The following is a 15,896-nucleotide window of genomic DNA, read 5'->3' on the forward strand; positions in this document are numbered from 1 at the left end:
GAATCCGTGCCGCAGCGGCGCTGCGAATCCGTGCCGCAGCGGCGCTGCGATTCGACCGCACCGCGCAACGGCTTCGCGCGGTGACCGGCCGCGGTATCGACCGGCCCCGCACGCCACACCCGTTGTCGAGGCTACTACCCCTCGAAGACGAACCGGGGGAATGCGACGTCACCGGCGTAGCGAGCCGAATCGCCGAGCGCGTCCTCGATGCGCAGCAGCTGGTTGTACTTGGCGACGCGTTCGCTGCGGGCGGGGGCGCCGGTCTTGATCTGACCGCTGCCGACCGCGACCGCCAGATCGGCGATGGTGGTGTCCTCGGTCTCGCCCGAGCGGTGGCTCATCATGGTCTTGTAGCCGTTGCGGTGGGCCAGTTCGACCGCGTCCAGCGTCTCGGTGAGGGTGCCGATCTGGTTGACCTTCACCAGCAGCGCGTTGGCGGCGCCCTTGGCGATGCCGTCCTCGAGCCGCTCCGGGTTGGTGACGAACAGGTCGTCGCCGACCAGCTGGATCTTGTCACCGATCAGATCGGTCAGCGCGACCCAGCCGTCCCAGTCGTCCTCCGACAGCGGGTCCTCGATCGAGACCAGCGGGTACGCGCCCAGCAGGTCGTTGTAGAACTCGGCCATCTGCTCGGCGGTGCGCTCGGCACCCTCGAACTTGTAGCCCGTTCCGGCGGTGTAGAACTCGGTCGCGGCGACGTCGAGAGCCAGCGCGACATCGCTGCCCAGGTTGTAGCCGGCCTTGCCGATCGCCGACGCGATCAGGTCCAGCGCCTCGCGGGTGCCGCCGGCCAGATCCGGGGCGAAACCGCCCTCGTCACCGAGACCGGTGGACAGGCCCTTGGTCTTCAGCTCGGCCTTGAGGGCGTGGTAGACCTCCGCACCCCAGCGCAGCGCCTCGCGGAAGGTCGGCGCGCCGATCGGGGCGATCATGAATTCCTGCACGTCGACACTGGTGTCGGCGTGGGCGCCACCGTTGAGGATGTTCATCATCGGCACCGGCAGCACATGCGCGTTCGGGCCGCCCAGGTAGCGGAACAGCTCCAACCCCGAGGACTCGGCAGCCGAGCGGGCCACCGCCAGCGACACACCCAGCAGCGCGTTGGCGCCGAGGCGGGACTTGTCCGGGGTGCCGTCCAGATCCAGCAGCACCTGGTCGACGGTGCGCTGCTCGACCGCGTCCAGGCCGATCACGGCCGGTGCGATCTCGTCCAGCACGCCCTCGACAGCTTTGCGGACACCCTTGCCGCCGTAGCGGTCGCCGCCGTCGCGCAGCTCCACGGCCTCGTGCTCGCCGGTGGAGGCGCCGGACGGCACCGCCGCGCGGGTCAGTGTGCCGTCGTCGAGAGCGATCTCGACCTCGACGGTGGGGTTACCGCGCGAATCCAGGATCTCGCGAGCTCCGACCTGTTCGATGATGGCCACGAAACGACACTCCTTCGGCTGCTGGCGATCAATTCAGGGCCCTGCCCACCGCCGTCCATGAGCAGGTCGCACGGCGGGCCCGTGCGTCTGCGAGCCTAATGGGTGCGGTCCGGATCGCACGACACAGGTGGGCGCGCGGTCGCGGTCGTTCGCGCGCGCAACGAATTGCGGCGGCGCCGAAGCATGTGCGTGGCAGCGGGGTGGGTCTCAGGCGCGGCGGCCGACGCTGTACGCCGCCGCCTTCGTCCGCACGGTCGCCATATAGGTGGTGGACTGGTTGTAGGTCAGCACCGCCTTCTGCCACCCCTCGGGGGTGCGCAGATCGCCCCCGCTGGCGCACAGGTAGCGCGCGGCGGTCAGCGAGGCGTCGTCGATGCTGTCCGGATCCGCGCGGCCGTCCCCGTTGGCATCCACACCCCAGTGCTGCCAGGTTTCGGGCAGGAATTGGAACGGCCCCTCGGCGCGCACGTAGACCGGAGCGCCGGCGCGGGCGGTGGCCGCGTCGTCGAGAATCCTTGCGACACCGGGTGATCCGTCCAAGGGGATGCCGCGGATGGGCGGGCGGACCTCACCGTCGGCATCCAGGTCGGAACCGCCGTGGCGGCCGTGCTTGCTCTCCACCCGCGCGATGCCCGCGATCGTGGTCCAGCCGATGCCGCAGTCGGGACGCGATCGGTCCATGACCTCGGCCGCGTATCCGTAGGCCTCGAGCGCGACCGTGGGGATGCCGAGCGCGTCCGACTGCCCTTCTGCCCAGCCACGCAACTGTTCGGCACTACGGCCGGGCGCATCGAGGTCGATCAGCGGAACCGGGCTGCCCGCGCCGGGCGGGAAACCGTCCGGAATCGGGGGCAGGTTATCGGTTCCCGCACATCCGGACAGCAGTGCGACCGCCGCGGCAGCGGCGAACGCGAGGGGCCGGAATCCGGGGATGGTCGAACGCACCTCTCCATCATCCAGATTCGCGCGCGGATGGCACGCATCGTGACGGTGCGCTCCATCCGACTCCGCATACGATCAGCTACCTTTCCCGGCAACCGTTCGATACCGAAACGCTATGTCCAATGGCGCACTTTAGGTAAGCCTTGCTTAAGATCAACGGAGCGACTAACTTCGCAGTCCGAGTCTTCACCACCTGCTTCATCCCCATTGCGAGGAAGGGAACTCCTGGTGAAAAACGTTCTCCGCGAACGTAAGACACCCCAGCACGAAGAAACCGAACCGATCGACCGCCGTACGCTTCCACCCGAGGCCGCGGCGGCCGTGTTCTGTTCGGCCGAAGAGATCGCGATCACACTCGACCGCACATCCGGCGGTTCCGTACCGGTCCGGCGCACCCTCTCCGATCCGGCCCTGATCCGGCTCGTCGACGCCTATGCCGCCGACCTTCCGGCGGCGGTGCGGACCGCGTTGCGACCGCCCGACACCGCCGCCGGCGCGACGATCATCGGCCGCCTGCCGGTGCGCGACGACGAACTCGGCCCGACACCGCCCGATTGGACCCATGCCGCCGAACCGGCGTGTCCGGCATCGTTTCGCCTGGATATCGCCCTGTTACTGCTCGCCCGCTGCGCGGGCGAACCGTTCGGCTGGCAAGGCCAGCAGGGCGGGCGGCTGGTCAACAACATCCTGCCCACGCCCGGCCACGAACACGAACAGTCCGGCGCCAGCAGCACCACCCTGCTGAGCCCGCACACCGAGGACGCCTTCCATCCCGAACGCGCGCATCTGCTGCTGCTCGGCTGTCTGCGCAATCCCGATCGGGTGGGCACCACGGTGTCCTCGGTCCGCCGGGTGAACCTGGACGCGGACCGGCGGCGGTTGCTCGCCGAACCGACGGTGCCGATCCTGCCCGACATCTCCTACGGCGAGGATTTCAGCGGGCATCGCCCCGCTCCCGTGGCCACCGTCGCCACCGGTGACGGTGGGCCGACCCTGCGCTACGACCCCGCCTACACCCCGCTCGACGAGGCCGCCCCCGAATACCGTTGCGCCTACGCCCATCTGGGTGCGGAATTGGAACGAGTCTGTCACCGTGCGGTGTTGGAGCCCGGCGAGTTGCTGCTGATGGACAATGATGTCGTCGTGCACGGCCGGGTTCCGTTCACGCCCCGTTACGACGGGACCGACCGCTGGCTCAAACGGGTCAACATCCGGCTGGCACGCCGCCGCGCACCGGCCGAAACCGGCGAAAGCGGATACGGGCAGCGGACGGTGCGGCCGTTTGCGCCCGATTCCGTTGTGGCACCGATGATTTCGCACCGATGAACCTACCAGTGAACCGAGGAACGCAGTGAGCAGCCGCCCCACCCCCTTGCGCGTACTCAGCCGCAGCGATCTCGCCGATGTCCCGATCGCCCCCAACGAGGTGGTGCGCGCCGTCGAGGACGCCTATCTGGCCCTGGCGCAGGGTGATTCGGACAACCCCCGCAAGCTCAGTGTGGCGCATCCGGACGGCTGGTCGGTGGCGTACGCGATGCTGGGGCGCGACGGGCGCCGCCGGGTGGTGGCGATGAAGACCTCGTACAAATTCGATCCGAGCCACGACCGCAGCACCAAGCGCTACTACACCACCATCACCCTCTACGACGACGCCACGGGCACCCCGATCGCCATGATGGACTGCGCGCGGGTGGGTGCACTGCGCACGCCGGCGGTGTCGGCGCTGCTGGTGCGTGAGACGGTGCGGCCGGGCGCGCGCAGCGTGCTGCTGATCGGCACCGGTACCCAGGGCCGAAACGCGTTGCCGCACTTGCTCGCCGCGAACCCGCAGTTGAACCGGCTGATGGTGTACGGCACCCATCCCGAGGGCCTGGAAGCGGTGGGCACTCACTTGCGCGCGCACGCTCCGCACCTGGATCTGGACGTGGTCGACGATCCGCGGGCCGCGGCGGCGACGGCCGATGTGGTGCTCGCGACCGCCGGACCCGGCACACAGGTCGCCCTCGAATCCGATGATCTGGCACCGGGTTCGGTGGCGGTGCTGGTCGGTTACGGACTGGCCCCCTCGACGCTCACCGGCGCCGATCGCGTGGTCGCCACCAGCGCCGAGCAGATGGCGCTGACCGGCACCGATATGGCGGGACCGGACGGGCGGCTGCGCTCGGTCGACGCCGAACTGCCGGCGATTCTGGGCCGCCGCGCGACCGCGCGCACCAGCGCCGAGGAACGGCTGTTCGTCTACAACAGCGGCCTGGTCCTCACCGATATCGCCGTCGCGCACGCGCTGGCCGAACGCGCTATCGCCGAGGGCCGGGGCACGGAGGTGCCGCTGTGGGACTGACCGGGGCGCACTTTCCCGGCGCCGCGCGCTCCCGGCCGACCGCGAACCGGACGACGATCCGGCCGCCCGCGACACCGAGCGCGGGCCGGCGCGTGGCACCGCGTGCGGGCCGGTCGGAGACGACGCTGTGACCGCGAGCCGGACTACGCGAGCGCCCGACGATGCGCCGAATTCCGCCTCGATCACGGCGCCTCCCCTCCCGGCACACCGGGACGAATGGGAGCGCCGCCTGCTCGCCGATACCCATCTGCTCGACGACATCGCCTACGCGGTCGGCGGCCCGTTCCACCTGCTGTACCCGGAGCGAGTGGGCGTGAATATCGACGGCTTCCGTGACCAGTTCCGCCGCCACGGCGTCGACGGCGCGATCTACTACGGCAAGAAGGCCAACAAGTCCGCAGCCGTGGTGCGGGTCTGCGCCGAACACGGCGCCGGCGCCGATGTCGCCAGCGTCGGCGAGCTGAGTTCGGCTCTGGCGCACGGTATCCGGGGCCACGATCTGGTGGTGACCGGTCCGGCCAAATCCGATGAACTGCTGTGGCTGGCCACCCGGCACGGCGCCCTGATCGCCATCGACGAACCGGGCGAACTCGACCGGCTCGCCGGCCTCGGCGCCACCGCCCGCGTGCTGCTGCGGGTACTCCCGCCGGAATCGACCAGCCGATTCGGCATGACCGACATCGAGCTCGACACGGTCCTGCACCGCACCGATCCGGCGCCGATCAAGGTGGAGGGCTTCAGCTTCCACCTGTCCGGCTACGACCCGATCGCCCGCTCGGAACTCGCGGCGGCGCTGGTCGACCGGTGCCTGCACGCCCGCGCCCTCGGACATCCAGTCACCACCCTCTCCATCGGCGGCGGATTCGGCGTGGACTATCTGCCGGATACCGCCTGGCGCGCCTTCACCGAGGGCCACGGTCCGCACTGGTTCCACGCGGACAAGACCTTCGATTCGTACTATCCCTACCACCAGCGTCCCGCCGGACCGGCCGCGCTGGCCGCCGTCCTCGACCACGACGACCTGGCGAAAGTCGTACGCGCCCAAGCCATCCGGCTCGCGATCGAACCCGGGCGCGCGCTGCTGGACCGCGCCGGAAGCACGGTGTTCCGCGTGCAAGGCGTGAAAACTCGCACGGCACAGTCACTTCCCTACCAGCTGCTCACCGTCGACGGCACCAGCCTGAGCCTGTCCGAGCAGTGGTTCGACAGTGAATACCTGCCCGATCCGCTGCTGTGGCCGACGCGACCGGGTGCGATGACCCCGGCCTGTGTCGGCGCGGCGACCTGCCTGGAATCGGACATGCTGAGCTGGCGGCGCATTCCACTGCCGCGTCCGGCGGTCGTCAACGATCTGCTCGTCTATCCGAATACCGCCGGATATCAGATGGATTCGAACGAATCGTCGTTCCACGATCTCCCCCTCCCGCCGAAGGTGCTGCTGTCGAGCAGCCCGGACGCGGATCCGGCGCGGCCACCGCGGCTGCGCTGGACGCTCGAACGCTGACTCCCCTTCCCATCACACTCTCGAGGAGACTCGCATGCCGATCGTCACCCGCGTGACGGACCTGATCGGAAACACTCCCCTGTTCGAGCTGGCCGTCACCGAGGGCGGCACCCGGCTACTACTCAAACTCGAACAGTTCAATCCGACCGGCGCGGCGAAGATCCGGATGGCCCGCGAAATGGTGCTCGATGCCGAACGCCGAGGTTTGCTGAGAGATGGCGGGCATATTATCGAGTCCACATCCGGGAATACCGGACTGGGACTGGCGGTGGTCGCGGCCGAACGCGGCTATCGATTCACCGCGGTCGTGGACCACCACGCCTGTAAGGACAAACTGCGCGCGATGCGAGCCATGGGTGCCGACCTCGTCTACGTCGCCGCCGAGGGCGACGACAGCCTGGCCACGTCCGCCCGGGAGGACCTGGCCGAGGCGATGGCGGCCGCGCGGCCGGACGCCTACTTCACCGAACAGCACAACAACGAGGCCAATCCGGTCGGCTACTACGCGGTCGCGGAGGAGTTGCTGGCCGATCTCGGTCATGTCGACATCCTGCTCTCCGCGGTCGGCACCGGCGGATCGCTGTTCGGCACAGCGCGGCGGCTGCGCGATCTGGGCCATCCCGCGCGGGTGATCGGCGTGGAACCGGTCGGGTCGATCGCGTTCGGCGGCCCCGGCGGACCGTACTGGCAGTCGGGCACCGGCACCCCGCCCGGCGCGACCGTCGGTACGGCCGTGGACTACTCACTGCTGGACGAGGGAGTCACCGTCTCGGATGTGGACGCCTTCGCCACCGCCCGCGCGGTCGCGCAGCGTTCCGGTCTGATGATCGGCGGGTCGGCGGGCGGGTCGGTGTACGTGGCGCTGCAACGGCTCGAGGAATTCGAACCGGGCTCGACGATCGTCACCATCGTCTGCGACGGCGGGGAGAAATATCTCGACACGGTCTTCGACGACGAATGGATGAGCGACCGCGATCTGCTCGACCGCACCGCCGAGCACGCGGTCACCGACCTGCTGGAGCGCCACGCACCCGCAGCCCCGACGGTGTCCGAGACACGAAATCTGGTGGGGGCCCGATGAATCCGGCCGCCACGGAGGCTCGGGCATGACCGCCGCCGCACCCCGCGGCGACGGGCGCCGGCTGACGGCGCTCGCGACGCCCATCGCGCTGACCCAACTGGCACAGGTCGCGATCTCCACCACCAATATCGCGCTGATGGGCAGTCTCGGCGTCGACCAGGTGGCGGCCGGCGGGCTGGCGCTGGTGCTGTTCAACCAGATCCGCACCATGTGCGTCGGATTGATCACCGCCAGCGGCAATCAGGTGGCAACCGTGGTGAGCCGGGCCGAGAAGCAGCGTCGCGACCCCGAACACGAGATCCGCGATGTGGTCCGATCGAGCTTCCTCATCGCCACGGCCGCGGGGGTGCTCGGCGGTCTGATCCTGGTCGGCCTGGGCTGGTCGCTGCAATGGCTCGGCCAGGACGCCACGGTGCTGGCCGAAGCGCGGCCGATGATGGTGGCGCTCGCCCCGGGTCTGCTGCCCTGCCTGTGGTTCCAGGTGCTACGGCAATACACCGTCGGCATGCAACGGCCACAGGCGCTGCTGGTGGTGACGCTCGGCTCGGTGGCCGTGAACGCGGTGGTCGCGCTGGCACTGATCCACGGCTGGGCCGGACTGCCCGCCCTGGGCCTGACCGGGGTCGGCGTGGCGTCCTCGGTCGTCTTCCTCGTCACCTTCGCGGTGTTCTGGGTGATGGTGCGTCGCGACGCGGCGCTGGGACCGACGCTGCCGGTGCGGATGTGGCCGGTACGCCGGCGAACGGTCACCGCGGAGCTACGGCTCGGCGCGCCGATCGCGCTCACCTACGGCTCCGAGGCCGGCATGTTCTCGGTGCTGGCCCTGGCGATGGGCACACTCGGCCCGGCGGCGCTGGCCGCGCACAACGTGGTGTATCAGCTCGTCTACATCGTGTTCCAGGTGGCGGTGGGGCTCTCGCACGGGGTCTCGATCCTGGTGAGCCGGGCCGCGGCCCGCGAGGAGTTCCGCCGCGCCCAGAACCTGGCCTGGCTGGCGTTGCGGCAGGCGGCCGTGGTGGGTGCGGTCGTCGGCGTGCTGTACGTCGCGGCGCCCGATCTGGTGCTGCGTCCGTTCCTCGCCGGTCGCGACGGCGCCACCGTCGAGCTCGCGCACAGCCTGCTGCTGATCGCCGTCGTCCTGCAGTTCTTCGATGCCGCGCAGAACATCGGCAACGGGCTGCTGCGGGGGCTCGAGGACACCCGGGCCGGTTTCCGGTTGTCGCTGGTGGGTTATTGGATCGTCGGTCTGCCGACCGCCTTGCTGCTCGCCTTCCCGCTGGGACTGGAGGCGAGCGGTGTCTGGTGGGGTCTGACCGCGGGCCTGGCCGCGACGGCCGCGCTGATGTTGCGGCGTTATTTCTCGCTGCTGCACCACCGACGGGCCGCCGAACCCCGCCAATTGGCCGACAGCCTCAACTGAACCGTCCGCATCCCTACCACCAGCGGAGTTCACATCGGCGGCTCGCACCCCAGCATGTAAGCGGCACAACGGTTTACACTGGGGTGCCAGTCGCGGCCGACGCCGCCGCGTGAGCCGACCGTGAGGTGACGAGATGGTAGCCGGTGCCGGAGAACGTCAACAGCCCGCGACCGAGCATCCCGAACTGGACGTCCTGCCGACCTGGCCGCTGGACACCATCGCCGTCCTGGTGACCACCGATCCGTCGCCGCACGCGATACCCGTGAGCTGGCCGGTGCGTGCCGACGATCGGCGAATCCTGTTGAGCCTCAAGTTCGATCGCGGTTCGCTGGCGCGGCTGCGCAAACGTCCCGATGTCGCGCTGCTGATCCTCGGTGGCGGCAATGTGGCACTGTGCGCCCGCGGTCGCGCGCGCGTCATCGCCGATCCGATGCCCGGCGCGGAGGACTACGTGGCCGTCGCCATCGATGTCGAGGTGATCGACGACCACCGCCAGGGCGCGTTCGAGGTCGAAGCGGGCATTCAGCGCACGGTCCTCGACGAACCGGAACTCGAATACCTCCGCTCGCGTGTCGCCACCCTGCAGGAGATGGTCGACGCGAAGAATTGACGCCCATGATCGCCGCCTTCTCGGTCACCCCGCTCGGCACCGGCGCCGATGTGGGACGCGCCGTCGCCGAAGCCGTCCGCATCGTCCGCGCCAGCGGGCTGCCGAACGAAACCAACGCCATGTTCACCACACTCGAGGGCGAATGGGACGAGGTGATGGGGGTGATCAAACAGGCCTCCGACGCCGTCCTCGCGGTCGCGCCGCGCTGCAGCCTGGTGATCAAGGCCGATATCCGTCCCGGCGTCACCGGCGCCCTGACGTCGAAGGTCGAGACCGTCGAACGCTATCTCGCGGAAGGGTCCTGACGACCCGGCACGGGCGAGCCGACCGGGCGCGATCTCACGGGCGGCGCTGCCGGTCCCCCGACGAGTCGGCGAAGGTTTCCCAGTGGGCGCGCCACTCGTCGGGACCCAGCGGTCCGCGTACGCCGCGGGTCCGCTCGGCCGCGTCCTCGGCGGCCCGGATTCGCGCCGCGAAGTCGAGCGTGGCCTTGCGGAGCCGTTCCTCGGCACTTTCTGGTCCGCCCAGGTGAACCACCCGAAGCTCGTCCGGAACCAGATCCTCGGGTAACCCGGCCTTCGCGCTGCGGGAGCGAATCTTCTCCGCCAGCGCCAGCGCGGGTTGCGCCATCGCGATCCCGTCCAGGCAGGAGCGGCGCGCCTTCTCGGTGAGTTTGCGTTCCTCCCAGGCTCGTTCCTGCGCGGCGACCTTCGCGGCCACATCCGCTCCGGCGTCCACCGCCGGATCGGACAGATGCGGACTGCGGTGCACCAGTTTCGCGACCAGCGCGGCGGCCACCTCGTCGACGGTGAATTCGCCCGCCGCCTCGGCGATCCGGGAATGGAACAGCACCTGTAACAGCAGGTCGCCGAGTTCCTCCTTGATCGTCTCCGCATCGCCGTGCTGAATGGCGTCGAGGAGTTCGTAGGTCTCCTCCAGCAGATACGGCCGCAGCGAATCGTGGGTCTGGGTGACCTCCCAGCCACCGAAATTCCACAGCCGGTCCATGACCTCGACGGCCTCGGTCAGACCGTGCGCGACCCGTGCGGAATCAGCCGCGGCGTCGTCGGATCCACTCGGCGGGCGCTCGCCCCCGACCTCGCTCACCCGACCGCGACCTCCGCGCGCACCGCGAGATCGACCATGCCCTTCGGCTTCCCGTCGAGCGCCAGCAGCAGATCGGCGACGAACTGCAACAACTGCACATCGCGCACCCGCGCCGCGCCCACGCTGTCCTCCACGCGAGGCAAAGGCAGCTGCACGATGCCGGTGGTGGGCCGATAGCTCGCACTCGGATACAGCCGCTTGAGCCGCATCTGCTTCGAATCGGGCAGTTGCAGCGGCGACACCTTCAGTGTGGTGCCCGTGACGCCGACCTCCTGGATGCCGTACTCGCGGCACAGCAGTCGCAACTTCGCGACCGACACCAATCGGCCGACCTCCACCGGCAGCGGGCCGTACCGGTCGACGAGCTCCTCCACCACGGCGGCGAGCGCCGAATCATCCTGTGCCGCAGCCAGTTTGCGGTACGCCTCCAGCCGCAGCCGGTCGCTGGCGATGTAGTCGGGCGGAATGTGCGCATCCACCGGCAGGTCGATCCGCACCTCCTTGACCTCTTCCTCGGTCGTGATCGGGCGGCCGTCGGCGGCGGCGCGATAGGCCTCCACCGCCTCACCGACCAGTCGCACATACAGATCGAAACCGACGCCGGCGACATGGCCGGACTGTTCGGCGCCGAGAACGTTTCCGGCGCCACGGATTTCGAGGTCCTTCATCGCCACGGCCATACCCGCGCCGAGATCGGAGTTCTGCGAGATGGTGGCCAGGCGGTCGTAGGCCGTTTCGGTGAGCGGCTTCTCGGCCGGATACAGGAAGTAGGCGTATCCGCGTTCCCGGCTGCGCCCGACCCGGCCGCGCAGCTGGTGCAGCTGCGAAAGGCCCAGGGTGTCGGCCCGTTCGACGATCAGCGTATTGGCGTTGGAGATGTCCAGGCCGGTTTCGATGATCGTGGTGCACACCAGCACGTCGAATTCGCGCTCCCAGAAGCCCTGCACGGTCTTCTCCAGCGTGTCCTCGTTCATCTGGCCGTGCGCCACCGCGACCCGCGCCTCGGGCACCAGATCGCGAATTCGCTGGGCGGCTTTGTCGATCGAGGACACGCGGTTGTGCACGTAGAAGACCTGGCCGTCGCGCAGTAATTCGCGGCGCACGGCCGCGGCGACCTGTTTGTCGTTGTAGCCGCCGACATAGGTCAGGACCGGGTGGCGCTCCTCCGGCGGGGTGAGGATGGTCGACATCTCACGGATTCCGGCCAGGCTCATCTCCAGGGTGCGCGGAATCGGGGTGGCCGACATGGTCAGCACGTCGACGTGGGTGCGCAGCGCCTTGATGTGTTCCTTGTGCTCGACGCCGAACCGCTGTTCCTCGTCGATGATCACGAGGCCGAGTTCCTTCCACCGCAGACCGGTCTGCAGCAGCCGGTGCGTACCGACCACGATGTCGACCTCACCGGTGGCCATACCGTCGATCACCTCGCGCGATTCGGCCGGATCGGTGAAGCGCGACAGGCCCTTCACCGTGACCGGGAATCCGGCGACGCGTTCGGTGAAGGTCTGCAGATGTTGCTGTGCCAGCAGCGTAGTCGGCACCAGCACCGCGACCTGCTTACCGTCCTGAACCGCCTTGAACGCCGCCCGCACCGCGATCTCGGTCTTGCCGTAACCGACGTCGCCGCAGATCACCCGGTCCATCGGCACCGGGCGTTCCATATCGGCCTTCACCTCGGCGATGGCGGTGAGCTGATCGTGGGTCTCGGTGAACGCGAACGCGTCCTCCATCTCCTGCTGCCACGGCGTATCGGAGGCGAACGCGTGGCCGGGCGCGGCCTGGCGCGCGGCGTACAACTGCACGAGTTCGGTGGCGATCTCGCGAACGGCCTTGCGCGCCTTGCGTTTCGTATTCGCCCAGTCGGATCCGCCGAGTTTGGACAGACTCGGCATCTCCCCGCCCACGTAGCGGGAGAGCTGGTCGAGCGAGTCCATCGGGACGTACAACCGGTCGCCGGGCTGACCGCGCTTACTGGGCGCGTACTCGATGACCAGGTATTCGCGTCGCGCACCACCGACGGTGCGTTCGATCATCTCGACGAACCGGCCGATGCCGTGCTGATCGTGCACGACCATATCGCCGGAACTCAACGCCAGCGGATCGACCTGATTGCGCCGGCGAGCGGGAAGTTTCTTGCCCTCACCGGGCGCGGTGACGCGGTTGCCGGTCAGATCGGATTCGGCGATGACGACCAGTTTCGCGTCGTCGAACACGATGCCGTCGTGTAGTGAACCGCACAGCACACCGACCAGCCCACGCACCGGTTCGGCGCCCGGCTCGAGCGCCGCGGCCGGAACCTCGGCATCCGCTAGCCGCTCCTGAATACGTTGTGCCGTACCGTGTCCCGCGACCACGATGACCGCGCGTCCACCGGTGGTGACGTGTGCGCGCAACGAGGCGAAGACGGTCGCGACCAACTCCTCCGAGCCGCGGGCCGCCGGCGCCGACAGCACGGGCAGCACGACCTCCGCGGGATCGTCGGCGGCCAGCGGGCTCAGCGTCCACCACGGCAACCCGCGCGCCTCGGCATCGGACCGCACGACATCCAACCCGCGATACGCCGAGGACGCCAGATCCAGCCCGTGCGCGCCCAAGGGGGCCGCCCCGCCGAAGGATGCTGCCGTCCACGACGCCTCGAGGAATTCCTGTCCGGTGCGGACCAGATCGGCCGCGCGGGTGCGGATCTTCTCCGGATCGCACAGCAGCACATGCGATTGCGTCGGCACCACATCGGTGAGCAACTGCAGCTCACCCGGGCGCAGCACCGGCAGCAGCGCCTCCATCCCCTCCACCGGAATGCCCTGCGCCAGCTTCTCCAGCATCTCGACCAGCGCCGCATCGGCCGGATTGTCCGCGGCCACCTTCGCCGCCGATTCGCGCAGGTCCTCGGTCAGCAGCAGCTCCCGGCAGGGCTGCGCCACCACGAGATCCACCTCGACCTCGGTGAGCGAACGCTGATCGGCGACGGAGAACGCGCGCAGTTCACTGATCTCGTCGCCCCAGAATTCCACGCGCACCGGATGATCGGCGGTGGGCGGAAAGATGTCGAGAATGCCGCCGCGCACCGCGAATTCGCCGCGCTTGCCGACCATATCGGCGCGCTCGTAGGCGAATTCGACCAGCCGCGTGGTCAATTCGTCGAAATCGAATTCGGCACCGACGCGCAGCACGATGGGTTCGATCTCACCCAGTCCCGGGGCCATCGGCTGCATCAGCGACCGGACCGTGGTCACCACCACCTGCAGCGGTTCCGGATGACCCGGATCCTCCGGATGCGCCAGCCGCCGCAGCACCTGCAACCGGCGGCCCACGGTGTCGGCACTGGGCGACAGCCGCTCGTGCGGCAGCGTCTCCCAGGACGGGAACAGCGCGACCCGATCGCCGATGATCTCGCTCAACTCGACGGTCAGATCGTCGGCCTCGCGCCCGGTGGCGGTCACCACCACCAGCGGCCGCGCCGCCGCGACGGTCGCCGCCACGAACGGCCGGATCGCCGACGGCGCGACCAGGTGCACCGAGGAGCGCCCGATCAGTTCCCGAACCTGGCTCAGCGCGGCATCGGCACCGGCCACCTCGGCCAGTCCCGCAAGAGGTGGGCGATGGCTCGGCATGAAAGAAACTCCCGCTGCACAGATCGGCGATTCAGAGCGACCAATCGAGTCTATGTTTTCGGCCTCCGCTCCGCTCCGGCGGGGTTCTCGGCCCTTAAGCCTCGATTTTTCCTCCTCCGCTCAGTCGCTGCGCTCCCTCGCTCCGTCAGTCCGAAATCGAGGCGGCCGAGAACCCACCGAGGCGTACATCTCGCAGACGCGCGCGGTGGCGTTCACAGGTACCGCTCGTCCGGCCATGCGACCGGTTACGGCACGTACCTGCGCAACCGCCGCGCGGCGAACTCCCGGAAATAGGCCACCTTCTCGTCCGGCACGATCGAGGGCAGCAGGAAATACCACATGCGTTCCATGCGCACCGCCATCTGGTCGATGGATTCGGTGCCGACGGCGGTGATGTGGACTCCGGAGGTCATCTCCTGCAGGAGAAGACCGATGGTTTCGGGGTCGAGGTCGGGTTTGAGGTCGCCCTGCGCGATGGCCCGCTCGGCGAGCAGGATCTGGGTTTCGCCCCAGGTCTTGGTGATGTTCTCGCCCGAGGCGCCGCGGTAGTCGCCGATCTGGTGGGTGAGTTTGAGCATCGCGCCGACCATCGGATCGTTCATGGTCAGGTCGGCGACGACGTAGGTGATGCCGATGGCGGCTTCGAGTGCGGGTACGCGCGGGTCGAAGAAGCCCTGACAGGCGCCGCGCAGTCGTTCGTTGCCCTGGTCGACCACAGCGCGCGCCAGTTCTTCCTTGGATCCGAAGTGGAAGTACAGTGCGCCCTTGGTGACGTTGGATTGCGAGATGATCTCGCTGAGGCTCGCATTCGCGTAACCGAGTCGCAGAAAGACGTCGGCCGCGCCTGCCAGCACCGAATCGCGGGTGATTTCCGCACGCGCTTGCCTAGCCATCAGATCCGCCTGTCCTCAAACCAGCCATCCTGAAGTAGACCGATATCCCGAAGTTGACCGACATCACAGCTCGAACAGCACTTGAAGGATGGGTGAACCGTACCATCCGACCGGCCGTCGCCAGCGGAATCGAGCATTAAGACCAGCCTCCTTCGCAAACAATGGGCTAACCGTCCAGTTCGGCCCCCTATCACCCCCGGGCGGCGCCACCGCCGGTCAGCCGGATGTCGTGCTCGGCCATTCGGAGCCGAGCTGCGGATCGGCCTCGAGGTGGGTGAGTCCGTTCCAGCACAGGTTGACCAGATGCGCGGCGACCACCTCCTTGGACGGCTGCCGTTCGTCGAGCCACCAGGTGGCGGCGGTGGCGACCATGCCGACCAGGGCCTGCGCGTAGAGAGTGGCGAGACTGGTGTCGAAGTCGCGGCGTTCGAAATCGCCGGCGAGGATGTGCGCGACCTGGTTGACCGCCTCGTTCAGCAGGCTCGAATAGGTGCCGGCGGCGGCCGAGGCGGGCTGATCGCGCATCAGGATGCGGAAACCGTCGGTGCGCTCCTCGATATAGGTCAGCAGCGCGAGGGCGACCTGTTCCAGCCGGACGCGGGAGCGGTTCTGGGTCAGCGACGAGGTGATCATGTCCAGCAGCGTCGACATCTCGCGGTCGACGACCACCGCGTAGAGGCCTTCTTTACCGCCGAAGTGTTCGTACACAACGGGTTTGGACACCTGGGCGCGCTGGGCGATCTCCTCGATGGAGGTGGCGTCGTAACCTCGTTCGGCGAACAGCGCCCGGCCGATCTCGATCAACTGCTGCCGGCGCTGCGTTCCGGTCATCCGCGGACGCGGCGCCCGTATCGGGTCGCCCGAAGTCATCGCTCCGCTCCCCCGCCTCTCCGCGTATTTTGCCGGTCGTAGGTGCCTGGAGATTTCTCGGCCGGGCCGGCGGTCGGCGACTACCCGAGGTCA

Annotated in this window: 13 protein-coding genes; 7 read left to right on the forward strand and 6 right to left on the reverse strand. The window is 68.6% G+C overall.

Features of this window, described 5'->3' with window-relative positions; all coding sequences use genetic code 11:
• Positions 1–134: 134 nt before the first annotated feature.
• Positions 135–1,424 (reverse strand): phosphopyruvate hydratase, encoded by a 1,290-nt coding sequence (gene eno, locus RJ03_RS21270; RefSeq protein ID WP_036505145.1) that lies wholly within the window; start codon positions 1,422–1,424, stop codon positions 135–137.
• A gap of 207 nt (positions 1,425–1,631) precedes the next feature.
• Positions 1,632–2,369 carry a lytic transglycosylase domain-containing protein gene (locus tag RJ03_RS21275; RefSeq protein WP_232329349.1) on the reverse strand — a complete coding sequence of 246 codons (738 nt, stop codon included), beginning with the start codon at positions 2,367–2,369 and terminating at the stop codon, positions 1,632–1,634.
• Between the two features lie 225 nt (positions 2,370–2,594).
• On the opposite strand from RJ03_RS21275, the gene RJ03_RS21280 reads away from it, so the two are divergent.
• The 7 genes from RJ03_RS21280 (at position 2,595) to RJ03_RS21310 (ending at position 9,627) form a co-directional block, all read left to right on the forward strand.
• Entirely contained in the window at positions 2,595–3,692 is a 1,098-nt protein-coding gene (locus RJ03_RS21280; RefSeq protein ID WP_036505146.1) for a TauD/TfdA family dioxygenase, read from the forward strand.
• A gap of 25 nt (positions 3,693–3,717) precedes the next feature.
• The gene (locus RJ03_RS21285; RefSeq protein ID WP_174372333.1) at positions 3,718–4,707 is read left to right on the forward strand and encodes an ornithine cyclodeaminase family protein; all 990 of its coding nucleotides are present in this window, start codon (positions 3,718–3,720) and stop codon (positions 4,705–4,707) included.
• Between the two features lie 127 nt (positions 4,708–4,834).
• Complete coding sequence (locus RJ03_RS21290) at positions 4,835–6,211, forward strand: type III PLP-dependent enzyme domain-containing protein (protein ID WP_063820423.1); 1,377 nt, start codon at positions 4,835–4,837, stop codon at positions 6,209–6,211.
• A gap of 34 nt (positions 6,212–6,245) precedes the next feature.
• Entirely contained in the window at positions 6,246–7,292 is a 1,047-nt protein-coding gene (locus RJ03_RS21295) for a PLP-dependent cysteine synthase family protein (RefSeq protein WP_036505148.1), read from the forward strand.
• Between the two features lie 25 nt (positions 7,293–7,317).
• Positions 7,318–8,712: an MATE family efflux transporter gene (locus RJ03_RS21300; protein WP_036505149.1), complete on the forward strand. Its 1,395-nt coding sequence runs from the start codon at positions 7,318–7,320 to the stop codon at positions 8,710–8,712.
• Positions 8,713–8,845: 133 nt separating this feature from the next.
• Positions 8,846–9,322, forward strand: a complete 477-nt coding sequence (locus tag RJ03_RS21305; protein WP_036505151.1) for a pyridoxamine 5'-phosphate oxidase family protein — start codon at positions 8,846–8,848, stop codon at positions 9,320–9,322.
• Between the two features lie 5 nt (positions 9,323–9,327).
• A complete protein-coding gene (locus tag RJ03_RS21310) occupies positions 9,328–9,627 on the forward strand; it encodes an MTH1187 family thiamine-binding protein (protein ID WP_036505153.1) in 300 nt (99 codons plus the stop codon).
• A 34-nt stretch (positions 9,628–9,661) separates the two neighbouring features.
• On the opposite strand, the gene RJ03_RS21315 is transcribed toward RJ03_RS21310, so the two are convergent.
• The 4 genes from RJ03_RS21315 to RJ03_RS21330 form a co-directional block, all read right to left on the reverse strand.
• The gene (locus RJ03_RS21315; protein WP_083871239.1) at positions 9,662–10,330 is read right to left on the reverse strand and encodes a nucleoside triphosphate pyrophosphohydrolase; all 669 of its coding nucleotides are present in this window, start codon (positions 10,328–10,330) and stop codon (positions 9,662–9,664) included.
• A 95-nt stretch (positions 10,331–10,425) separates the two neighbouring features.
• Positions 10,426–14,040: a transcription-repair coupling factor gene (gene mfd / locus RJ03_RS21320; RefSeq protein ID WP_051025003.1), complete on the reverse strand. Its 3,615-nt coding sequence runs from the start codon at positions 14,038–14,040 to the stop codon at positions 10,426–10,428.
• A 245-nt stretch (positions 14,041–14,285) separates the two neighbouring features.
• Positions 14,286–14,933: a TetR family transcriptional regulator gene (locus tag RJ03_RS21325; RefSeq protein ID WP_036505157.1), complete on the reverse strand. Its 648-nt coding sequence runs from the start codon at positions 14,931–14,933 to the stop codon at positions 14,286–14,288.
• Positions 14,934–15,149: 216 nt separating this feature from the next.
• Entirely contained in the window at positions 15,150–15,764 is a 615-nt protein-coding gene (locus tag RJ03_RS21330) for a TetR/AcrR family transcriptional regulator (protein ID WP_051025005.1), read from the reverse strand.
• Between the last annotated feature and the right edge of the window lie 132 nt (positions 15,765–15,896).

The sequence above is a fragment of the Nocardia aobensis NBRC 100429 genome (assembly GCF_000308375.1).
Taxonomy (GTDB): domain Bacteria; phylum Actinomycetota; class Actinomycetes; order Mycobacteriales; family Mycobacteriaceae; genus Nocardia; species Nocardia aobensis.